At 63.8% G+C, this 20,691-nt stretch carries 19 protein-coding genes and 1 riboswitch; of the genes, 10 read left to right on the forward strand and 9 right to left on the reverse strand.

All coding sequences use genetic code 11. The features are described 5' to 3' along the window. Window position 1: 1 nt before the first annotated feature. Together AC56LV_RS13390 and AC56LV_RS13395 are read right to left on the reverse strand one after the other, a co-directional pair. Complete coding sequence (locus AC56LV_RS13390) at window positions 2–718, reverse strand: glutathione S-transferase family protein (RefSeq protein ID WP_499558289.1); 717 nt, start codon at window positions 716–718, stop codon at window positions 2–4. 150 nt (window positions 719–868) lie between these two features. Continuing rightward, the gene (locus AC56LV_RS13395; protein ID WP_499558291.1) at window positions 869–2,893 is read right to left on the reverse strand and encodes a lytic transglycosylase domain-containing protein; all 2,025 of its coding nucleotides are present in this window, start codon (window positions 2,891–2,893) and stop codon (window positions 869–871) included. A 32-nt stretch (window positions 2,894–2,925) separates the two neighbouring features. Here AC56LV_RS13395 and AC56LV_RS13400 point away from each other — a divergent pair, with 32 nt between their 5' ends. After that, window positions 2,926–3,531 (forward strand): 5-formyltetrahydrofolate cyclo-ligase, encoded by a 606-nt coding sequence (locus AC56LV_RS13400; RefSeq protein WP_499558293.1) that lies wholly within the window; start codon window positions 2,926–2,928, stop codon window positions 3,529–3,531. A gap of 147 nt (window positions 3,532–3,678) precedes the next feature. On the opposite strand, the gene metF is transcribed toward AC56LV_RS13400, so the two are convergent. The 6 genes from metF to metK form a co-directional block, all read right to left on the reverse strand. Next, window positions 3,679–4,509 (reverse strand): methylenetetrahydrofolate reductase [NAD(P)H], encoded by an 831-nt coding sequence (gene metF, locus AC56LV_RS13405; protein WP_332531947.1) that lies wholly within the window; start codon window positions 4,507–4,509, stop codon window positions 3,679–3,681. Further along, window positions 4,496–4,852, reverse strand: a complete 357-nt coding sequence (locus tag AC56LV_RS13410; protein ID WP_332531946.1) for a phage holin family protein — start codon at window positions 4,850–4,852, stop codon at window positions 4,496–4,498. Before AC56LV_RS13410 ends, metF begins: the two co-directional genes overlap by 14 nt. A gap of 91 nt (window positions 4,853–4,943) precedes the next feature. Continuing rightward, window positions 4,944–6,356 carry an adenosylhomocysteinase gene (gene ahcY, locus AC56LV_RS13415; protein WP_499558294.1) on the reverse strand — a complete coding sequence of 471 codons (1,413 nt, stop codon included), beginning with the start codon at window positions 6,354–6,356 and terminating at the stop codon, window positions 4,944–4,946. Window positions 6,357–6,385: 29 nt separating this feature from the next. Continuing rightward, window positions 6,386–6,458: riboswitch (S-adenosyl-L-homocysteine riboswitch) on the reverse strand. A gap of 96 nt (window positions 6,459–6,554) precedes the next feature. After that, entirely contained in the window at window positions 6,555–7,178 is a 624-nt protein-coding gene (locus AC56LV_RS13420) for a glutathione S-transferase family protein (protein ID WP_499500401.1), read from the reverse strand. A gap of 30 nt (window positions 7,179–7,208) precedes the next feature. Further along, entirely contained in the window at window positions 7,209–8,006 is a 798-nt protein-coding gene (locus tag AC56LV_RS13425; protein WP_499558296.1) for a PhzF family phenazine biosynthesis protein, read from the reverse strand. Between the two features lie 95 nt (window positions 8,007–8,101). Next, entirely contained in the window at window positions 8,102–9,268 is a 1,167-nt protein-coding gene (metK, locus tag AC56LV_RS13430) for a methionine adenosyltransferase (RefSeq protein WP_499558298.1), read from the reverse strand. Window positions 9,269–9,452: 184 nt separating this feature from the next. On the opposite strand from metK, the gene AC56LV_RS13435 reads away from it, so the two are divergent. From AC56LV_RS13435 to dapF, 3 genes are read left to right on the forward strand one after another with little or no spacing between them, the layout of a single operon-like run. Next, on the forward strand, window positions 9,453–10,304 hold the full coding sequence (locus AC56LV_RS13435) for a lysophospholipid acyltransferase family protein (RefSeq protein ID WP_499558300.1): 852 nt from the start codon (window positions 9,453–9,455) through the stop codon (window positions 10,302–10,304). Next, window positions 10,301–11,164 carry an LpxL/LpxP family acyltransferase gene (locus tag AC56LV_RS13440; RefSeq protein ID WP_499500398.1) on the forward strand — a complete coding sequence of 288 codons (864 nt, stop codon included), beginning with the start codon at window positions 10,301–10,303 and terminating at the stop codon, window positions 11,162–11,164. The genes AC56LV_RS13435 and AC56LV_RS13440 overlap by 4 nt, the downstream gene beginning before the upstream one ends. 4 nt (window positions 11,165–11,168) lie before the next feature. Further along, window positions 11,169–12,020: a diaminopimelate epimerase gene (dapF, locus tag AC56LV_RS13445; protein WP_499558302.1), complete on the forward strand. Its 852-nt coding sequence runs from the start codon at window positions 11,169–11,171 to the stop codon at window positions 12,018–12,020. Window positions 12,021–12,164: 144 nt separating this feature from the next. On the opposite strand, the gene AC56LV_RS13450 is transcribed toward dapF, so the two are convergent. Continuing rightward, entirely contained in the window at window positions 12,165–13,835 is a 1,671-nt protein-coding gene (locus tag AC56LV_RS13450) for a tetratricopeptide repeat protein (protein ID WP_499558303.1), read from the reverse strand. A 484-nt stretch (window positions 13,836–14,319) separates the two neighbouring features. Here AC56LV_RS13450 and AC56LV_RS13455 point away from each other — a divergent pair, with 484 nt between their 5' ends. The 6 genes from AC56LV_RS13455 to dksA all read left to right on the forward strand — a co-directional run bounded on the left by AC56LV_RS13455 (window position 14,320) and on the right by dksA (window position 20,532). Next, window positions 14,320–15,369, forward strand: coding sequence for a porin (locus tag AC56LV_RS13455; protein WP_499558305.1), 1,050 nt, complete (start codon window positions 14,320–14,322; stop codon window positions 15,367–15,369). A 206-nt stretch (window positions 15,370–15,575) separates the two neighbouring features. Beyond that, the gene (locus AC56LV_RS13460; RefSeq protein WP_499558307.1) at window positions 15,576–16,856 is read left to right on the forward strand and encodes a porin; all 1,281 of its coding nucleotides are present in this window, start codon (window positions 15,576–15,578) and stop codon (window positions 16,854–16,856) included. 109 nt (window positions 16,857–16,965) lie between these two features. Then, window positions 16,966–17,631, forward strand: a complete 666-nt coding sequence (locus AC56LV_RS13465; RefSeq protein WP_499558308.1) for a DUF484 family protein — start codon at window positions 16,966–16,968, stop codon at window positions 17,629–17,631. A 5-nt stretch (window positions 17,632–17,636) separates the two neighbouring features. Continuing rightward, a complete protein-coding gene (gene xerC, locus AC56LV_RS13470; protein WP_183554529.1) occupies window positions 17,637–18,587 on the forward strand; it encodes a tyrosine recombinase XerC in 951 nt (316 codons plus the stop codon). 160 nt (window positions 18,588–18,747) lie between these two features. After that, a complete protein-coding gene (locus tag AC56LV_RS13475) occupies window positions 18,748–19,827 on the forward strand; it encodes a CobW family GTP-binding protein (RefSeq protein WP_499558310.1) in 1,080 nt (359 codons plus the stop codon). A 255-nt stretch (window positions 19,828–20,082) separates the two neighbouring features. Beyond that, window positions 20,083–20,532, forward strand: a complete 450-nt coding sequence (dksA, locus tag AC56LV_RS13480; protein WP_183554535.1) for an RNA polymerase-binding protein DksA — start codon at window positions 20,083–20,085, stop codon at window positions 20,530–20,532. Window positions 20,533–20,691 lie beyond the last annotated feature (159 nt).

The following is a 20,691-nucleotide window of genomic DNA, read 5'->3' on the forward strand; positions in this document are numbered from 1 at the left end:
TTTACTCCGGCAAATCGGCGTCGTGCAACGGCGTCGGGTGCGTTTCCAGCATCGCCTCGTTCACCCAGCGCGCCACGGCCGGATGGGCCAGCACGCGCTCGCAATACGCTTGCAGCGCCGGGGCCAGCATCACGCCATAGGTCTGGAAACGCAGCACGATCGGCGCATAGAACGCGTCGGCAATCGAGAACGCGCCAAACAGGAACTGGTGATGGCCAAAGCGCGACAGGCAGTCTTCCCATATTTCGCAGACGCGGCCAATGTCGGCCTGCGCGCCATGCGTGCGGCCCCGGCCCGGCAGGCGAGCCTGGATATTCATCGGCATGGCGCTGCGCAGTTCGCCAAAGCCGGCGTGCATCTCGGCCACGATCGAGCGCGCCAGCGCACGCGCCGCCACGTCCTGCGGCCACATATGCTTGTCGGGAAATTGCTCGGCCAGGTATTCGGTGATCGCCAGGCTGTCCCACACGGTCATTTCGCCGGCCAGCAGCACCGGCACGCGGCCTGCGTGCGAGTAGCGGGCGATCTCGTTGGCGGTGTCGGGCTGGTCGAGCAGGACCTTGATTTCAGTGAACGGAATCCCGAAGGCCATGGCCGCGACCCAGGGGCGCATCGACCACGACGACAGGTTCTTGTTGCCGATGATGAGCGTCAAGCCGGGGCTGCGGGTCTGGTCCAGGGTGTGCGTGAGAATCGGGTCGCGTTCGATGGTCTGCATGGGGTCTCGTCGGGTACGTGGCGAAGGGCGTCCCGGGCGGCGCATGGACGCCCGGGACGGCTGCGGTAATCGACATCAGCTTGCGGCCCAATGCCGCGGCTGTCAAGGCGCTTGCCCGACAGCACGGTGAAGCGCGGCGGGGTCAGCCTGTCAGTCCAGCACGGACGTGGATGGCCGCGGCGTGATCGTGCCCAGGCGCGCCTTGAGCGACTGCGGCTTGCCCTCGAAGATCGACGCGTAATTGGTGGCGTTGGCCATCACGTTGCGCACGTAGCCGCGTGTTTCGGTGAACGGGATGGTCTCGACGAAGATCGCGCCTTCCATCGGCGCATCGAGCCGGCTGCGCCAGGTGCGCGAACGGCTCGGGCCGGCGTTGTAGGCGGCCGTGGCCAGCACTTGCGAGCCTTCAAAATTGTTCAGCACCATCGTCATGTAGTTGGCCCCGAGCGTGATGTTCACGTGCAGGTCGTTGAGCATGCTGGTGACAAAGTTATTCAGGCCAATCTTGGCCGCCACCCATTTGCCGGTGGCAGGCATCACCTGCATCAGGCCCGATGCGCCCACGCCCGAGCGCGCATCGCGGATGAAGCGCGACTCTTGCCGGATCAGGCCATACACCCAGGCCTTGTCGAGACTCAGGCCCTGGGCGGTAGGCCGCAATACGTCGAGGTGCGGCGCCGGGAAGCGCTGGTCGTAGCTGAACTCGGTGCGCGTGCGCAGCGACGTCTCGACCATGCGGTCGAGCAGCTCGTTGCGGCGCGCCAGCTCGGCGGCGGCCAGCAACTGGCGTTCGGACAGGTTGCGCAAGCCCCAGCTCCATTCGCGGTTGCCTTCGGCGCGCAGACGCAGATCGTAGAATTTCAGTGCCCGTTGCAGACTTTGATTCGCCGTGGCCTGGGCCAGTTCAGCGGCCGTGATCGGCGCGATCGGGGGCGGCGCGACGACCTGGTTGCCCAGCTCTTCCTGGGCCAGCTGGGTATAAAAGGTGGTCTGGCCGGCGATGCTCTGCCACTGCGCGCGCGCTTCGGCCGGGCGCCCTTCGCCCTGGTGCGCGCGCCCGAGCCAGTAGACCCAGGTCGAGTCGGCGCGCAAGGCCGGCGGCATCGTCTCGATCGTGGCACGCACGGTTTTCCAGTCGCCGCGGCGCAGCGCCATGCGCGTCTTCCACTGCATCTGGAAGTCGCTCAGGGGCGCGCCATTCGCCCGTTCCCAATACGCGTGTGCTTCGGGCGCCAGCACGATCGAGGCGGCCAGCGCCACATTGGCCCAGCCGATGGCGCGTTCTTCGGCTGTCAACTGGGCGCTGTTCTTTTCCAGGCCAGCCACGGCGAGGCGCAGCGTGGTGCGCGCCATGCGGCCCACGGCGACCAGGTACAGCTCGCGCTCGGCGCGGCTGTTGCCAATCCCGCGCGCCATGGCCACGGCGGGCAGGTCGACTGCCTGGGTGGCCCGGGTTTCGGGCAAGCCGAGCAAGACAGCAGCGCGGCGCGCCGGGCCGCTGGCATTGTCCAGGCCCGCCAGGCGCAGTTGCGTCAGCAGGTCGGCTTCGGTGAACTGGCCATTGGCCACCAGTTGCGCAATCAGGGAGCCGCAGGCGTCGCCATAGCCGGCCGGGGTTTTCAGGAGTGCGCGCGCTTCGTCGGCGACGCGCTCGCCGCGCTCGGCCCTGGCCAGCAGCGCGTAGCAGCGGATCGGCAGGCTGCCGGACTGGGCCAGCGCGCCTGCTTCGCGTTCGAAGGTGTTCCATTCGCGCCGCTTGCCCAGCTCCATCAGCCACTCGGCGCGTAGCTGTTCAGCCACCGCCGTGCCTTCGTGGCGCCGCAGCACTTGCAGCACCTCGTCCTGGATGGCATCGCGCAGGCGCGGTTTCAGACGATAATAGTCAACGTAGGACGCCAGCAGATAATTGGTCACCGGCAAGCGTGACGCGATGGCGTTGGCCCGCGCTTCGTCGTTCTGGCGCGCCGCTTCGCGCAGCAACATGAAGTTGTCGTCGTCGGCGCGGCTGGCGGCGCCCGCCACGGTGGGCGCACCCGCCGGAACGGGGGACAGTGCTACCTCGGGCGCGGGTGCTTCCGGGTCTTCCTGGGCCGCTGCGCCTGGCGCGAACGCCAGACTCAGAACAAGGGCAATAGCAGCCGGCAACACGCCGACAGACAATTTCGATTGAAACATCCACCACTCTCACAATACGCTGCATTGAAACCATGACCGGCGAACCAAGAATACCACGCGCCTCCGTGCCGCACCCAGACACAAGTGCTCTACAGCAACCACATCAACACAAGGCGTTGTTGCGCGACACACTCAAGGCCCGGCGGCGTGCGCTCGATCCAGCCGACAAGGCCGCGTGGGACCAGCGCATCGGCGCGCAGGTGCTGGCGTGGTGGCAGGCCAATCCCCACGCCTCGCTGGCCGTCTACTGGCCGCTCGCGGGCGAGCCGGATCTGGGTCCAGCGTACGCGGAAATGGCGGCGGCAGGCGTACGACTGGCGCTGCCTGTGGTCGTGGCGCGCCATGCGGCGCTGGAATTTGCCGAGTGGTTGCCGGGCGAGCCGACCGTGGCCGACCGGATGGGCGTGGCGGTGCCGGCCGAGTTGCGCATGGTGGCGCGGCCGCCGGCATTGCTGGTGCCGTGTTTGGGGTTCAATGCTTTGGGGTATCGCGTGGGGTATGGCGGCGGGTTTTATGACCGGACGCTGGCGCCCGAGCCGCGCCCGAGCACGGTGGGCATCGCGTATGCGTGCCAGTTGGTCGAGTTTGTCGGTGACGCGCACGATGTGCCGCTCGATCGGGTGATTACCGAAGCGTGAGGTAACCGGACATATCGAACGTGGGTTGAACGCGTGGACGGCAAGCCGCCCACCCTACCCTTAGCAGATCACACGATGGCGTAGGGTGGGCCGGGACGCGCAGTCGGCTCCGCCGCCCACGCGTTCAAATCACACTGGCGCAACCGCTCAAGGCCTGAGCCGCTGCCAGATCGCCGTCGTCGGCACTGCCTGGTTCATGCTGTAGAAATGCAGCCCCGGCGCACCGCCGGCCAGCAGCTTTTCGCACAGGCCAGTGACGACATCCAGGCCAAAGGCCTTGATCGACGCGCTGTCGTCGCCGAAGCTGGCCAGCTTGAGACGCACCCAGCGCGGAATCTCCGCGCCGCACATGTCCGAGAACCGCATCAGCTGCATGTAGTTCGTGATCGGCATGATGCCGGCCACGATCGGCACCGTCACGCCCAGCTTGCGCACATTGTCGACGAACGAAAAATACGCGTCGGCATTGTAGAAGTACTGGGTAATGGCGGCGTCAGCGCCAGCGCTCACCTTGCGCGCGAACGCTTGCAGGTCGTCCTGCGGCGAACGTGCCTGCGGGTGCATTTCAGGATAGGCCGCCACTTCGATGCGGAACCAGTCGCCGGTTTCCTGGCGAATGAATTCGACCAGGTCGCTGGCATAACGCAATTCGCCGGCGCCGCCGTAACCGCTTGGCAAATCGCCGCGCAGCGCCACGATGCGCCGGATGCCGCTGTCCTGGTACTGCTTGAGGACGGCGCGGATCGACTCGCGCGTGGCGCCCACGCACGACAGGTGCGGCGCGGCTTCGTGGCCGGCGGCCTGGATTTCCTGCACCGTCTGCAGCGTACCCTGCTGGGTACTGCCGCCGGCGCCGAACGTCACCGAGAAATACTTGGGCTGCAACTCGGCCAGCTTGGCCCGCGTCACGCGCAGTTTCTCGGCACCTTCCGGCGTTTTGGGCGGGAAGAACTCGATACTGAAATCAGGAGTTTCCATCTTTGTCGGAGAGAAGCAAGGAAGAAAGCGCCCACGAAATGATGCTGTACAGGATAGCTGCCAGGAAGGCCGACCAGAAACCGGCCACTTCAAAGCCACCCACCACGTTCGCCACCAGCCAGAACAGCACAGCATTGATGACCAGGATGAACAGGCCCATCGAGAGCAGCGTCACTGGCAGCGTCAACAGCACCAGCACGGGCCGGATCAGCGTGTTGACCAGGCCCAGCACCAGCGCCGCGATCAGGGCGGTGCCGACGCTCGAAACTTCGACGGAGTGCATCAGGTAAGGCAGGGCCATCAGGGCCGCGGCATTGATCAGCCAGGTGATTAACAGGCGCATCGTTACAGACTTTCGTGGATTTGGATAAACGAAACGCCCCGAAAGGCGTTTCACAGAACAACGGAACAGCTAGTGCACAGTCCAGGACTGATTAATAACGGTAGTGTTCCGGCTTGTACGGACCGTCCTGGCTCACCGTGATGTACTTGGCTTGCTCGTCGGTCAGCGTGGTCAGCTGGGCGTTCAGCTTGCGCAGTTGCAGGCGCGCGACTTTTTCGTCCAGCTTCTTCGGCAGCGTGTACACGCCCACCGGATACTGCTCGGTGTTCATGAACAGTTCGATCTGGGCGATCGTCTGGTTTGCAAACGACGAGCTCATCACGTACGACGGGTGACCCGTACCGCAACCAAGGTTCACCAGGCGGCCTTCGGCCAGCAGGATGATGCGCTTGCCATCAGGGAAGATGACGTGATCGACCTGCGGCTTGATGTTGTCCCACTCATATTTCTTGAGCGCGGCAACTTCGATTTCATTGTCGAAGTGACCGATATTGCAGACGATGGCCTGGTCTTTCATCTTGAGCATGTGCTGCTCGGTGATGACGTGGTAGTTGCCGGTGCAAGTCACGAAGATGTCGCCGTGTTCGCAGGCGTAATCCATCGTCACGACGCGGTAGCCTTCCATCGCCGCCTGCAGTGCGCAGATCGGATCGATTTCGGTGACCCACACCTGCGCCGACAATGCGCGCATGGCCTGTGCCGAGCCCTTGCCGACGTCACCGTAACCGGCGATCACAGCAACTTTACCGGCGATCATGACGTCGGTCGCGCGCTTGATGCCGTCAACCAGCGATTCGCGGCAACCATACAGATTGTCGAACTTCGACTTGGTGACCGAGTCATTGACGTTGATGGCCGGGAAAGCCAGCTTGCCTTCCTGGTGCATCTGGTACAGGCGGTGCACGCCGGTCGTGGTTTCTTCGGTCACGCCCTTGATTTCCGGCAGGCGCTTCGAGTACCACTTCGGATCACGTGCCAGACGGCCCTTGATCGCGTTGAACAGGCAGATTTCTTCTTCCGAACCCGGCTTGTCGAGCACCGAGATGTCGGTTTCAGCGCGCACGCCCAGGTGCAGCAGCAGGGTGGCATCGCCGCCATCGTCAAGGATCATGTTGGCGTGGCTGTCGCCTGGCCATTCGAAGATGCGGTGGGTGTATTCCCAGTATTCGTCCAGGGTTTCGCCCTTGACGGCGAACACTGGCGTGCCGACCGAGGCGATGGCCGCGGCAGCGTGGTCTTGCGTCGAGTAGATGTTGCACGATGCCCAGCGCACGGTGGCGCCCAGGGCTTCCAGCGTGCGGATCAGCACGGCGGTCTGGATCGTCATGTGCAGCGAGCCGGCAATGCGCGCGCCCTTGAGCGGTTGCGTGGCAGCGTATTCTTCCTGAATGGCCATCAAACCCGGCATCTCGGTTTCAGCGATGCGGATTTCTTTTTCGCCCCAGGCGGCCAGGGAAATGTCGGCGACCAGATAGTCGGCAGTTTCTTTGAGTACGGCGTTCATCACGCCCTCCTTTCAATGATTAGAAAAAAGTAACGTGAGCGCAGTTGCTGATATCCGAGCCTGGCTGAAAGGAGTCTTTCAGTCGCAACGCTCCTCGGAACGGAGTAGTTTAGCACGCCTGATCCGCCATGGATATGCTTGCCTGGCCGAGCATCGGGACACGGCGTGACCCGACAGCAACGGCCGACTGTTCAACATTCACGGCTCGCCGTTGGCGCCGAACGTCCGGAATCCTGAACGTTCATTCAGGCGTTCCATGTAAGCGAGCACGGCCGGATAGTGCGGCCGCTCCATCGGCGTGAGCAGCCAGCGGTTGACGCACAAGCCGAGTACGACGTCCGCCAGCGAGAATTGCGCGCCCGTCACGTAGGCGCCAGTGGTGGCCAGCTGGCGCTCGAGGATGCCTATATGCCGGTGCCAGCTGGCGATACTCGCTGCGATCTGATCCGGATCGCGGTGCGCCGGGCTGCCCCGCACCAGTCCCATGAACGCATAGCGCCAGGCATTGTTCAGTTCGGTGGCTTGCCAGTCCATCCATTGCTCGACCAGCGCGCGGGCGCGCGGCGTAGGCGGCAGCAGGTGCTGTTCGGCGCTGTTGGCGCACAGGTAGCGGCAAATCGCGTTCGATTCCCACAGCACGAAGTCGCCATCGACAATGACCGGCACCGTCGCGTTCGGGTTAAGCGCAAGGAAGGCTTCCTGCTGGGGCGACTGAAAGCCTGCGCCCCAGTCTTCGCGCTTGAACGGGATGTCCAGTTCGCTGCAGGTCCACAAGACCTTGCGCACGTTGAGCGATGCAGCTTTTCCGAGAATTTTGAGCATGGGGGTTCCTGTGAAATGAAAGCGGGTGATTCAGACGGTGATGCGGCCTTCGAGATAGAACACGCATCCACCTTCGAGCTCGACGCGGCCATCGACCAGCCGGCACGCCAGTTCGCCGCCGCGGCGCGATGCCTGGAAGGCGCGCAGTGTCGTCTTGCCCAGCCGCGCGCCCCAGTATGGCGCAAGCGCGCAATGGGCGCTGCCCGTGACGGGATCTTCCGGCACGCCTTTGGCCGGTGCAAAGTAGCGGCTGACGCAATCGTAGTCACCGTCGCCCGGCGCCGTCACGGCGAGGCCGGGCCGCGCCAGGCGCCCGATGGCACCGACGTCCGGCGCGAGTTCGCGTACGGCGCGTGCGTCTGCCAGCACGGCCGTGTAGGTGAAACCATCGTCAAGGACTTCGAGCACTTCGTGCGGATTGCAGCCCAGGGCCGCTGCCAGACCGGGCGGCGCCACCACCAGTTCTGGTTTGCGGGCAGGAAAATCCAGCACGTAGCCGGTTGCTGAACGCCGCACCGGCAACGGCCCGCTCGCCGTGTCGAACACGACCTCGGTGCGACCGGGCTCGAGCCGTTCCATGACAACCGCCGCGCTCGCCAGCGTGGCATGGCCACACAGCGGCACCTCGACCAGCGGCGTGAACCAGCGCAGCCGGTATTGCCCGTCATGCGGCACCAGGAACGCGGTCTCGGCCAGGTTGTTTTCGGCAGCGATCGCATGCAGCAGCGCGTCGTCGGGAAACGCGTCCAGCACGACGACGGCGGCCGGATTACCGCCAAACAGCCGGTTTGTGAAGGCATCGACTTGATAGATGGGCAGTACCTGCATGGCGTCCCTTGGTTGCAGTCAGCAAGAAAAAACCCCAAAAACTGCAGGGCAATTTTTGGGGTTTGCGGTGCTGTCGCGGTGTGCGCGCCAGGAACTTAGGCGAGGCCGGCCGCTGCGCGCAGCTCGGCTGCCTTGTCGGTGCGCTCCCAGGTGAATTCCGGCTCTTCGCGGCCGAAGTGGCCGTAGGCAGCGGTCTTGGTGTAGATCGGACGCAGCAGGTCGAGCATCTGGACGATGCCTTTCGGGCGCAGGTCGAAGTGCTCGTTGACGAGCGCTGCGATCTTGTCGTCCGGAATCACGCCGGTGCCTTCGGTGTACACGGTGATATTGATCGGACGCGCCACGCCGATGGCGTAGCTGACCTGCACCTGGCACTGACGTGCCAGGCCGGCAGCGACGATGTTCTTCGCCACATAGCGGGCGGCGTACGCAGCCGAACGGTCGACCTTGGTAGGATCCTTGCCCGAGAACGCGCCGCCGCCGTGCGGGGCTGCGCCGCCGTAGGTGTCGACGATGATCTTGCGGCCGGTCAGGCCGCAATCGCCCTGTGGACCGCCGATGACGAAGCGGCCGGTCGGGTTGACCAGGAAACGGGTGTCCTTGAGCCACTCGCGCGGCAGCGTGGTCTTGATGATTTCTTCGATGACGGCTTCTTCGATCTGCGCATGCGTCACGTCAGGATGATGCTGGGTCGAGAGCACGACGGTATCGACGGCCACGGGGCGGCCATTGACGTAGCGCAGCGTGACTTGCGACTTGGCATCCGGGCGCAGCCATGGCAGACGGCCGTCCTTGCGCAGCTGCGACTGGCGCTCGACCAGGCGGTGCGCGTAGTAAATGGCAGCTGGCATCAGCTCTGGCGTTTCATCGCAGGCATAGCCGAACATCAGGCCCTGGTCACCGGCGCCCTGGTCGAGGTCGATGCCCTTGCCTTCGTCGACGCCTTGGGCGATGTCCGGCGACTGCTTGTCATAGCAGACCATGACGGCGCAACCTTTGTAGTCGATACCGAAATCGGTATTGTCGTAGCCGATGCGCTTGATGGTGTCACGTGCGACCTTGATATAGTCGACGTTGGCGTGGGTGGTGATTTCACCGGCGAGAACGACGAGGCCGGTATTGCACAGCGTTTCTGCAGCGACGCGGGCGGTTGGATCCTCAGTGAGGATCGCATCGAGGATGGCGTCGGAAATCTGGTCAGCCACCTTGTCTGGGTGGCCTTCGGAAACGGATTCAGAGGTAAAGAGGTAGTCGTTCGACATGAAGGCTCCTGTTACGGGTCATAATTCTGCCGCAGCAAACTGAGCCTGCGACGCTTTAGCGACATTTATATTCCGCTTCGCAAGTTGTCTGTTAACTCGGCGGATCCTGCATAAAGTGGTATTTTACGCTTCCTTGGAATTTTGGTGTGGAAACGCGCGTGGCGTCCACCGCCCAACAAACGACATGCTAGTTGTACTTTTCCGGATACTCTCCGTTTTTCCCTTGCCACTCCTGCACGCCCTGGGCGCAGCGATGGGTTGGCTGGTGTATGGCCTGTCGCCATCGTATCGCAAGCGCCTGCGCGCCAACCTCGCACAGGCCGGCTATGACGCCCACTGGCGCGCGGCCGTGGCCGAGGCCGGCAAGGCCGCCATCGAGCTCGCGTTCGTCTGGTGCGCCAACCCGCAGCGGGTTGCCAGGCATGCCACGGTAGAGAATTGGGACCTGGTCCAGGCGCGGCTCGACGCCGGTCGCGGGATTGTCTTTCTTACGCCACACCTGGGCTGCTTTGAAATGACGGCGCAGCAAATTGCGCTGCGCACGGCGTTGACGGTCATGTATCGCCCGCCGCGCAAAAGCGCATTGAAGCCGCTGGTCGAAGGCGCCCGTGCGCGCCACAACCTGCATCTGGCGCCGGCCAATCTGTCGGGCGTGCGCATCCTGGCCAAGACGCTCAAGGGCGGCCAGCCAATCGGCTTGCTGCCAGACCAGGTGCCACAAGAAGGCGAAGGCGTCTGGGCGCCATTTTTTGGCCGCAATGCCTACACGATGACGCTGCCGGCCAAGCTGGCCCAGCTCGGCAAGGCCGACATCCTGCTGGTGTATGCCGAGCGCCGTCCGCATGGCGCCGGCTACATCGTGCGCTTCGTCGAGTTCGATGGCGACCTGTCGGGCACCGGCGCCGAACAGGCAGCGGCCATCAACCGCGCGATGGAGCAACTCATCGCCCGTGCGCCGGCCCAGTATTTCTGGAGCTATAACCGCTACAAGCAGCCGGACGGCGTGGCGGGCCCGGACACCGAGGTCGTGCCATGAAGATCTTGCTGGGATTTATGTGGTTGCTGCATTTCTTGCCTTTGCCCATTCTGGGCCGCTTCGGCGAAGCAATCGGCAGCCTGATGTTTTTGATTCTGGGCAAGCGCCGCAAGATCGCGCTGACCAATCTGCGCCTGTGCCTGCCCGAGCTCGACGAGCGCGCGCGCCGCACGATCGCCAAACAGCATTTCCGCGCCTACGCCCGCAGCATCTTCGAGCGCTCGATCCTGTGGTGGGCGCCCGAAGAACGCGTGCGCAGCCTGATCCAGATCGAACCATCGGTGCCGCTGGCCGCCATGCAGGATGGCCCGACGATCCTGCTGTGTCCGCACTTCGTGTGCCTCGACGTGGCCGGCATCGGCGCTCGTGTGATTCCCGTGTGCAGCATGTACGTGCCGCAAAAAAACGAGGACTTCGACCGCCTGCTGCGCCATGGCCGCGAACGCTACGGCCCGGTACGCCTGGTCACGCGCAAGGAAGGCATCAAGCCGATCCTGCGCGCCCTGCGCGACGGTCTGCCCTATTTCATGCTGCCCGACATGGACTTCGGCGAAAAGGATGCCGAGTTCGTGCCGTTCTTCGGCGTGCCGGCCGCGACGCTCACCGCGCTGGGCCGGATTGCCGGCACGACCGGTGCCAAGGTCATTCCCGTCATCGCCACTTACCTGCCGAATTATCAGGGCTGGCGCGTGCGCTTTTATCCGGCCTGGGAAAACTACCCGGGCGACGATATGGTCGAAGCGACCCGCCGCATGAACGCCTTCATCGAAGAGCGCGTGCGCGAAGCGCCGGAACAATATTTCTGGACCCACAAACGTTTTAAAACCCGGCCGCCGGGTGAACCTTCGCTGTACGATTGAAGCCATGAAACTGAAATTCACCAAGATGCACGGCGCCGGCAACGACTTCATCGTTGTCGATGCGATCAACCAGCAGGTCGACCTGAGCATCGATCAATGGCGCCGCCTGGCCGACCGCCGCTTCGGCATTGGCGCTGACCAGATCCTGGTCGTGGAACGCCCGACGGACGCCGGCGTGGACTTTCGCTATCGCATCTTCAACAACGATGGCGGCGAGGTCGAGCAGTGCGGCAACGGCTCGCGCGCCTTCGTGCGCTTTGTCGTTGACAAGGGGCTGACCCAGGCGCGCAGCATCCGCGTGCAGACCATGTCCGGGATCATCAGCCCGCGCCTGGAAGACGACGGCAGCGTCACGGTCGACATGGGCGCGCCGCGCCTCGTGCCGGCCGACGTGCCCTTCGACGAGACCGGCCTGGCGGGCATGGTCCAGGGCGACGACACGCTTTGGCCACTGCCGGTCGGCGATGAGACCGTCTTCGTGTCGGTCGTATCGATGGGCAATCCGCATGCGGTGCAGGTGGTCGACGATGTCGATGCGGCGCCGGTAGAAGAAACCGGTCCGCTGATCGAGCGCCATGTGCGTTTTCCGAAACGCGTCAATGCCGGCTATCTGCAGGTAATCGACCGGCACCATATCCGTCTGCGCGTGTTCGAGCGCGGCGCGGGCGAGACGCTGGCCTGCGGCACCGGCGCCTGCGCTGCGGTCGTGGCCGGCATCCGGCGCGGCCTGCTCGATTCGCCGGTGCGCGTCTCGGCCCGTGGCGGCGAACTCAGCATCGCCTGGACGGGGCCGGACCAGCCGGTGTATCTGAGCGGGCCGGCCGTGTCGGTGTTTGAAGGCGAAGTCGAGATCTGATCTTAAAGCCGCTCGGCCGTAGGGTGTATGCGACCTGCAGGGCGGGTTTCCCGTCCACGCATCCAACGATCTCTGGTGCGCCACAACATCGATTTATGTTGAACGCGTGGGGCGGGAAACACGCCCACCCTACCGGCGTGCGCATCAGGCCGCCAGTTCCGCGTTACTACCGGCTCCGTCGTCGCTGTCAGGCTGCGCGATGTTGAGCAGGGTACGCAGCCGGTACAGGCGCTGGCGGTAGTTGCCTTCCGGTCCGGCCGGGCCACAATCGACGGGCTCGAACAGGCGCACGATGCGGTCGAGCGCTTGGCGCTCGGGCCCTGGCGCCACCATCACCAGCCGCCGCTTGCTGCGCCCGTAACTGGCGCGAATATCGATGACCAGGCAATGGCCCTGGTCGGCGGCGACCACATCGAGCAGCAAGGCTTCAGGCCGCGACAGGTTGAACAGCTGTGCCAGTTCGAGACGCGCCGCCAGCAGCGGATGCGCCGCCAGCACCCCGGCGTGCAGCGCCAGCAAGGCGCCCGTGTCGGTGTACGGTGTGGTGGTCAGGCGTGGCGCGATCTTGTGCAGCAGGCCGGCTGCGTCGGGCGCGTCTTGCTGCGCCGCCTTTTGCAGCCAGTACACGGCCCGCACATCGTTGTTTTCGTTTTCGCGGCGCGCGCGCCAGGCGTTGTGGCCGCATTCGAGCTGGGCATCGCGATACCCCATCTCGGCCGCGCGTTCGAGGTAGCGCTGGGCATCGGCCACATTACGCTGTGAGAATTCTGGCTTGATGCAGATGCGCGACAGCGCGTACCAGGCCTCGGCCAGCCCCTGCTCGCCTGCCAGTGTCAGCCAGCGGATCGCCCGTTTGAAATTGGCAACGTGCGCGGCATGCGCATCGCCACTTCCAATGCGCCGGCCATCCACCCGCATGCGGGCAGAACGCAGGCCCAGCGCCAGTTGCGCGTGGGGATCGTGTTCGGCGGCAGCCAGTTCCCAGAAGATGGCCAGCTCACCGGGATCGCAAGGTACCGGCGCAGTGCCGGCCGCATCACCGACGCCACCGACGCCACCAACGCCACCGACGCCATGGCCCCCCTCGAGCGCTGGATCCATCAGACGCGCGCAACGCGACAGCAGCGCGATCTCGTCCGGCGCGAAGCGGCGCAGTTCGCCGGGCTCGCCACGCTCGCTGTGTTCATCTACCAGCGCCCGCGCCTGCGGCAAGGCCAGGCGCAGATAGTCGGCCCAGCGCCGCGCGAACCACAGGGCATCGAGGCCGGCATGCTGCGCCATGGCGGCGCATTGCGCGGGCGAGAATCTCGCGCGATGCGGCGCGCCATGGGTCGCACCCTGCACCGCCTGCGTACGCGCCGCCATGGCCGGGGTGGCCGCCGCCCTGCTGGCCGCCTGCTCGTGTTGCCGGGTCAATAGCACCTGGGCATGCGAAAACCCCGCCCGCGCGGCATCTTCGAGCGCGCGCACGGCTTTGGGCTGCTGCTGTTGCGCGGTCGGCGCCAGGGGATCGAGCACCAGTTGCGCAAACACGAGGCCGGCATGCACGCTGCCATCGTCATACGCGCGTTCGTACCATTGCGACACGCCTGCTGCATCGCGCTGCGCCAGTTCAAGCGGGATATGGTTGCCGATCAATTGCCACGCTGGCGGACAATCTTGCCGCGCCGCGCGTTCCAGCCAGTGCAACGCGGTAGGAAGGCTTTGCGGCAAGCTGCTGCTGCCAAACAGGTACAGCTTGCCCAGCGCGAGCTGGGCTGCCACCTGGCCGGCACGGGCATTGCGGATGATTGCCAGTTCTTCGCGGTTAGCCATCGTTGGAATACGTGAAAGACATGACGTGAGAGCCATGGAAAGTGTGCCTGCGACACACGGCGGCAACGTGGAAGTTGCAAATATACAAGCTATCGACACCACGCGGCGCTGCTGTGCGAACGAGGCCAAAGTCTACGCCGTGGCAGATGGCGATTCGATTGGATTCCGAAGCGGATTGAGAGGTCGCAAAACAGCACAAAAACGATGAAACTGTTCCGGATAATCGCAAACCAAACCGTCATGCCGAGGCTGGCACCGCCGGGTTACCCCGTCGAAAGACGTCATGTTGTCCCGATTCATGACGCTCGTTTCAAAAATACAACAGCACAGTTCGATTTATTGGCAAGGAGCGTGGCGCCCCCCCCGATAATTGACGGATTAGCTAGTCTTGACGTTTGAAAGATTTAAGGTGCACGTATCGCGCGTTCAGCCAGGTCTCAACGCTCCAGATGTACGTGTTCACTTTATTGACAGGATTACCCCGATGAAGACCTCTCTCCTGGCTGTCGCACTGCTTGGCGCTTGCGCCGGTGCGGCCCATGCGCAGACGTCAGTACAGGTCTACGGCAACCTCGATGCCGGTATCGTCAAGCGCAGCAGCCAGAATGTCAGCATCGGCAAGCGCTCGGCCAACACCCTTGGCTTCAAGGGCACCGAAGAACTGGGCAATGGCCTCAAGGCCCTGTTCCAACTTGAAACGCGGTATGAGCCGGACACCGGCAGCGCCGAAATCGGGCCCGATGGCAATGGACGCAGATTGTTCCAGGGCCAGAGCCGCGTCGGCCTGCAGGGCGACTTCGGCATGCTGCGCATCGGGCGCGGCCTGACCCCCTTCCACGAAACCATCGGCGCCTTCGAGCCGTTCCACGCCATCGAAACCGCCGGCGGCTTTTATACCGACCTGAGCGTGGCCGGCTACAGCTCGCAGCCACTCGACCCGGTGGGTTCCACCGCCAACCGCTGGTCGAACGCGGTCTGGTACAACTCGCCGGTCGTGAACGGCTTCCAGCTCAACACGGCCATTGCCACCAAAGAAAACAATGGCGCCGTCGCCATCATCGGTCGTGGCAGTGCAGCGGCGCCGCAGTATGCGGCCGGCACTGAAGCCTCGACCAATCCGTTCTCCATCTCCGGCACCTACAACAGCGGCCCGGCTGCGCTGATGGCTGCCTACGAGCGCAACGCCGTCGAATCAAAGGTCTGGTCGATCGGTGCCTCGGTCAATCCGACACCCGAACTCAAGCTGATGGGCACGTTCACACGGCTCGACGAGGACAATACGCGCCTCTTCAATACCAACACCAGTTCCTGGGTCGTGGGCGCGAATTACACAGTCGGTCCCGGGAAGTTCCTTGCTGGCTATGGGCAAAAGGACACCGATGGCCTGGAAAAGGTCAAGCAACTGTCGCTGGGCTACGAATACAGCCTGTCCAAGCGCACCTACCTGTATTTTGACGTGTCGCGCAAAAAAGGCGTCCCGACCGCCCCGGGCACGATCAACCAGTACGACATCGGTATTCACCACACGTTCTAAACCAGCTGCAGCGGCCAGCAACTGCTTGAGGGCGGACATCGGTAACGATGTTCGCCCTTGTCGTATGCAACACTTTGTAGCCTTTTCACAACGACAACGGGCCACCAGGCCCCATCCGAACGAGCGTTCTGTACAGTGCAGCAAGGCAATGGCATATTTGCGTAGCGGGCCCATGCCACGCGACAAGAAAATAATATGGAGACACCATGAAAAAATGCCTTATCGCCGCCCTGCTCGGCGCGACCTTCGCAAGCACCGCCCTGGCCCAAACCAGTGTCCAGATCTACGGCATTGCCGACGCCGGCGTGATGTGGCAAAAAGGCGGCCCGACCAAGATCTACAGCGGCGGCGCCGATGGCTCACGCCTCGGCCTGCGCGGCTCCGAAGACCTGGGCAATGGCTACAAGGCGATTTTCAATCTCGAAGCCCGGGTCGAACTCGACACGGGTTCGCAGCAACCGACGCTGATGAACGACAATCCGGGCCGCTACCTGCTGCGCGGCATGGAACGCATCCCGGTTGCCATTCGCGACCGCCTGCAAGCGGCCATCCAGCCGCCGGGCGGCCCTGCCGTCAACCAGGAAAAAGCCCTGTTCGACCGCACTTCGATGGTCGGCCTGATCACCCCGATCGGCGCCGTGCTGCTGGGCCGCATGTACACGCCTGGCTACGAAGTGTTCAATATGGCCGATGCGTTTGAGTCGGGCACGGCCGGCACCTGGGGCCACGTCACGGGCGGCACCGCCGGCTTTACCGCACTGGGCGCCGACATCCGCTCGCAGGAAGCCATCCAGTACCGCATCGCATTGCCAAATGGCCTGGGCGGCTCGGTGATGTATGGCGCCCGCAATTCTGGTTACCTTGGCCGCTACAACAAATTCCGCGCCGGCGCGGTGACGTACAAAGCCAACGGTTTCGACGTCGGCGTTGGCTACAACCATGGCTACGACCAGCAGAACCGGCCGAGCCTGCGCACGCTGACCGTCGGCGGCTCTTACGCGCTGGGCGAAAGCTGGAAATTCTTCGCTGGTTTCCACAGCCAGCGCAACGACAATTCGGCCTTGATCCCCGATTACCTGAATGGCTGGGACACGGCCGTGGGCCCGGCGCTGACCGCGCAAGGCATTCCTGCGGGCGCGCAGCAGCAACTGCGCGGTATCTTCGCCAGCGCGATTTCGGCCAATACCAAGCAGGATGCCCGCAGCTACCAGGTCGGCCTCCACTACAAGATCGGCAACGGCCGCATCGTCGCGTCGTACGCGCACCAGAACGACCGCACCGCGTCCAACAGCGATGCCAATCTGTACGCGCTGGGCTACAACTACTATCTGTCCAAGCGTACCGACCTGTACACGGCGCTGGCGTTCATCAAGAACGACAACGAAGCCCAGTATTCGCCGGGCACCTCGGGCAATCCGGGCGGCTTTACCGAAGCACCGGGCGCCGATGGCCGCGCCTTGCAACTGGGTATCCGTCACCGCTTCTGAGCGCGCCTGCGTTCACGCAAAGACGCCTTCGGGCGTCTTTTTTGTTCTCCGGTGCAACGCCCAGCGTCGGTTAAAATGATCCGATCCATTTCAATACCCTATTCTCCCCATGAGCACTGCACCACTGGACGCCAGCACCGTTGCGCAATACCTGACCGATCACCCGGAGTTCTTCCAGGAGCAAGCCGGCCTGCTGGGTGAAGTGAAATTGTCGAGTCCGCTGACCGGCCGCACCGTGTCGCTCCAGGAACGCCAGATGGAAGTGATGCGCGACAAGTACCGCGCGCTTGAACTGCGCCTGTCCGACCTGTCGCGCCGCGCCGAAGAGAACGCCGGCATCGCCAACCGCTTTCACGCCTGGACCCAGGCCCTCCTGGTCTCGAAAGGCGGCGCCGCGATGGCGCGCGACCTGACCGAGGGTTTACGCACCCACTTCACCGTGCCGCAAGTAACCTTGCGCCTGTGGCATGTGGCCCCGGAACATGCCGGTGCATGGTTTGCCAGCAATGTCTCGGACGACGCACGCATCTTCGCCAACAGCCTGCGCGCGCCATATTGCGGCCCGAACAATGATTTCGAAGCGGTGCGCTGGCTGGACGACGCCGAATCGATCCGCTCGACGGTGATGCTGCCGCTCGGCGCGCCGGGCCAGAGCTTTGGCCTACTGGTGCTCGGTTCGCCCGATCCGGCGCGCTTTACCACCGCGATGGCGACCGATTTCCTGGTCCACATCGCTGCCACCGCCACCACCGCCCTGGCGCCGCTGCGCGCTTGACCGGCATGGACACGCGCGAGCCGCCAACCGACTGGGCCGCGCGCTACCTCGGCGAACTGGCCACGCAGCGCCAGTTGTCGCCGCATACGATCGCGGCCTACCGGCGCGACCTGGCCGAGCTCGCCGAACTGGCCGGCCACAGCGACTGGGCGCGGCTGGTGCACGCCGACATCCGCCGTTTTGCCGGCAAGCTGCATGCCGGTGGCCAGTCCGCGCGCTCCATTGCGCGCAAGCTCTCGGGCTGGCGTGGCTTCTATGAATGGCTGTCGCACCAGACGACGCTTGCCGCCAATCCGGTCGATGGTGTGCGCGCCCCGAAGCGCGCGCAGAGCTTGCCAAAGGCGCTCGCGGTCGACGACGCCGTGCAATTGATGGAAGCAAACCAGCGCGGCCACCTCGAGCCATTCGAATTGTGCAATCACGCGATGTTCGAACTGCTGTATTCGAGCGGGCTGCGCGTGTCGGAACTGGCAGGCCTGGACGTGGCCTGGCAGGATGCACGCGGCGGGCAGCCGGGCTCGCTGGGCTGGCTCGACCTGCAGGCGGGCGAAGTGGTGGTGACCGGCAAGGGCAACAAGATGCGCCGGGTGCCGGTCGGCGGCCCCGCGCGCGAGGCGCTGGCGCGCTGGCTCGCAGTGCGTCCTGCCGCGCGCGACGGGGGCGCCGCGCTGTTTTTGTCGGCGCGCGACACCCGCATCACGCCGCGCGTCGTGCAAACCCGCCTGAAGCAGCACGCGCTGCGCGCCGGCACGCCGGTACATGTGCATCCGCACGTGCTGCGCCATTCGTTCGCGTCGCACCTGCTGCAATCGTCGGGTGACCTGCGCGCAGTGCAGGAACTGCTGGGCCACGCCAGCATCACGTCCACGCAAATCTATACGGCCCTGGACTTTCAGCACTTATCAAAAGTGTATGACGCGGCGCACCCGCGGGCCAAAGCCAAGCCGGAGTCCTGAAGCCGACCGAACCACGTCCAGCGCGATCGGGTTCAGAAATTTCGTTCATGGTTTGAACACGATCAGCACGCGACACGCCAGATGGTGAGGTTGCAAGAATTGCGGCATAATCCCCCGGTTCTTTTGTCCAACCTTGATGTCAACCACGAGTAGCGAACCAATGGACCTGATCCCCAGCACCATCCTCACCGGCTTTCTCGGCGCGGGCAAGACCACCCTGCTCAACCGCATCCTGCAGGAAGACCACGGCATGCGCATCGCCGTCATCGAGAACGAATTCGGTGAAGAAAACATCGACAATGAAATCCTGGTGCAGGACTCGGGCGAGCAGATCATCGAGATGAACAACGGCTGCATCTGCTGCACCGTGCGTGGCGACCTGATCGAGGCACTCAACAGCCTGGCGAAAAAACGCGCCGCTGGCGAGATCCATTTTGACCGCGTCGTCATCGAAACGACGGGCCTGGCCAATCCGGGGCCGGTGGCGCAGACCTTCTTCGTCGATGAAGAAGTTGGCGCCCACTACCTGCTCGACGCCGTTGTCACCGTGGTCGATGCCCGCCACGCAATGGAACAATTGACCGCGCACGAAGAAGCCCAGCGCCAGGTGGGCTTTGCCGACAAGATCCTGCTGTCCAAGACCGACCTGGTCGATGCCGCTGCCGTCGATGCGCTCAAGGCGCGCCTGCAGCGCATCAACCCGCGCGCGCCGATCGCCACGAGCGACTTCGGCCGCGCGCCGATTGCCGACGTGCTCGACCTGCGCGGCTTCAACCTGAACGACAAGCTGGACATCGACCCCGACTTCCTGCGTGTCGACGGCGAAGACGGGCACGATCATGATCACCAGCATGAGCATGGCGCCGATTGCGGCCACGACCACGGCCACGACCACGTGCACGATGCATCGTGCAGCCACGACCATCATCACAGCCACCACAGCGACGACATCGCCGCGTTCGTGTTCAAGAGCGAGCGCGCATTCGACCCGGAACGCCTGGAACAATTCCTCGGCAGCCTGGTCCAGGTCTTCGGCCCGCAAATGCTGCGCTACAAGGGCGTATTGCGGATGGATGGCGTCGATCGCAAGGTCGTGTTCCAGGGCGTGCACCAGATCATGGGCAGCGACGTGGGACCGAAATGGGGGGAGAATGAAACGCCCGCCACCAAGATGGTCTTTATTGGTAAAAATTTACCAAAAGACGTATTTATCCGCGGACTGGAACAGTGTTTGGTATAAACTGCATCAGTTTGACTGGCCATGCAGGCATGCCCGGCGCCATGCGTCGGCAGCCTGCCAGGCCGGGCCGCACGGACCGCCACGACGCGCTTCAAACAGCCAGTGGTGAACCGCCCTTGCCGCCCATGCGGCGCGGACGGAGATAGGATGGCGTACCGTCGTCATCAAGGCAGCCTGCCCGGCATGCACCCATTTGTGCGGTGTTGCTAATGGGCAAGCTGATAAAATGCAAACCTCTGTCGTATCGAAGGCATCATGACTAAAACAACGAAACCGAATACCGCCCAGTCCGACGAACGCCTCCTGACGGAAGACGAGATTCGCGCGATGAGCGAGGGCGACTACATGAATGCGGCCCAGCTGGCATTCTTCAAGAACCGCCTGCAAGAGCTTGAGCGCGAACTGCTCAAGAACGCCGGCGAAACCACGGAACACCTGCGCGAAACCGTGCTGGTCCCCGATCCGGCCGACCGCGCAACCATCGAAGAAGAACATGCGCTCGAACTGCGCACCCGCGACCGTGAGCGCAAGCTGCTCAAGAAAGTCCAGCAATCGATCCAGTCGATCGATGGCGGCGAATACGGCTGGTGCGAAGAAACCGGCGAGCCGATCGGCATTCCGCGCCTGATCGCCCGCCCGACCGCCACGCTGTCACTGGAAGCCCAGCAGCGCCGCGAACTCAAGCAGAAGCTGTACGGCGACTGATCGATGACCGTGCTGAACCTTGATTCAGCACCAGCAAAAAAGCATGCGACCTGTCGCATGCTTTTTTTGTTTGCAGCCACCATTTCTTGATGTTTGTAACGACGCATGACAGCTGCCGCACCAGCCATGCGCGCACGCTACAATTGCTCAATACCCTAC

Source organism: Telluria sp. RB2R28 (assembly GCF_059685835.1).

What these genes read in the sequence shown, in the direction of transcription:
- AC56LV_RS13390 (WP_499558289.1), bottom strand. Translation starts at nt 718, where the DNA reads ATGCAGACCATCGAACGCGACCCGATTCTCACGCACACCCTGGACCAG.
- AC56LV_RS13395 (WP_499558291.1), bottom strand. Translation starts at nt 2,893, where the DNA reads ATGTTTCAATCGAAATTGTCTGTCGGCGTGTTGCCGGCTGCTATTGCC.
- AC56LV_RS13400 (WP_499558293.1), top strand. Translation starts at nt 2,926, where the DNA reads ATGACCGGCGAACCAAGAATACCACGCGCCTCCGTGCCGCACCCAGAC.
- metF (WP_332531947.1), bottom strand. Translation starts at nt 4,509, where the DNA reads ATGGAAACTCCTGATTTCAGTATCGAGTTCTTCCCGCCCAAAACGCCG.
- AC56LV_RS13410 (WP_332531946.1), bottom strand. Translation starts at nt 4,852, where the DNA reads ATGCGCCTGTTAATCACCTGGCTGATCAATGCCGCGGCCCTGATGGCC.
- ahcY (WP_499558294.1), bottom strand. Translation starts at nt 6,356, where the DNA reads ATGAACGCCGTACTCAAAGAAACTGCCGACTATCTGGTCGCCGACATT.
- AC56LV_RS13420 (WP_499500401.1), bottom strand. Translation starts at nt 7,178, where the DNA reads ATGCTCAAAATTCTCGGAAAAGCTGCATCGCTCAACGTGCGCAAGGTC.
- AC56LV_RS13425 (WP_499558296.1), bottom strand. Translation starts at nt 8,006, where the DNA reads ATGCAGGTACTGCCCATCTATCAAGTCGATGCCTTCACAAACCGGCTG.
- metK (WP_499558298.1), bottom strand. Translation starts at nt 9,268, where the DNA reads ATGTCGAACGACTACCTCTTTACCTCTGAATCCGTTTCCGAAGGCCAC.
- AC56LV_RS13435 (WP_499558300.1), top strand. Translation starts at nt 9,453, where the DNA reads ATGCTAGTTGTACTTTTCCGGATACTCTCCGTTTTTCCCTTGCCACTC.
- AC56LV_RS13440 (WP_499500398.1), top strand. Translation starts at nt 10,301, where the DNA reads ATGAAGATCTTGCTGGGATTTATGTGGTTGCTGCATTTCTTGCCTTTG.
- dapF (WP_499558302.1), top strand. Translation starts at nt 11,169, where the DNA reads ATGAAACTGAAATTCACCAAGATGCACGGCGCCGGCAACGACTTCATC.
- AC56LV_RS13450 (WP_499558303.1), bottom strand. Translation starts at nt 13,835, where the DNA reads ATGGCTAACCGCGAAGAACTGGCAATCATCCGCAATGCCCGTGCCGGC.
- AC56LV_RS13455 (WP_499558305.1), top strand. Translation starts at nt 14,320, where the DNA reads ATGAAGACCTCTCTCCTGGCTGTCGCACTGCTTGGCGCTTGCGCCGGT.
- AC56LV_RS13460 (WP_499558307.1), top strand. Translation starts at nt 15,576, where the DNA reads ATGAAAAAATGCCTTATCGCCGCCCTGCTCGGCGCGACCTTCGCAAGC.
- AC56LV_RS13465 (WP_499558308.1), top strand. Translation starts at nt 16,966, where the DNA reads ATGAGCACTGCACCACTGGACGCCAGCACCGTTGCGCAATACCTGACC.
- xerC (WP_183554529.1), top strand. Translation starts at nt 17,637, where the DNA reads ATGGACACGCGCGAGCCGCCAACCGACTGGGCCGCGCGCTACCTCGGC.
- AC56LV_RS13475 (WP_499558310.1), top strand. Translation starts at nt 18,748, where the DNA reads ATGGACCTGATCCCCAGCACCATCCTCACCGGCTTTCTCGGCGCGGGC.
- dksA (WP_183554535.1), top strand. Translation starts at nt 20,083, where the DNA reads ATGACTAAAACAACGAAACCGAATACCGCCCAGTCCGACGAACGCCTC.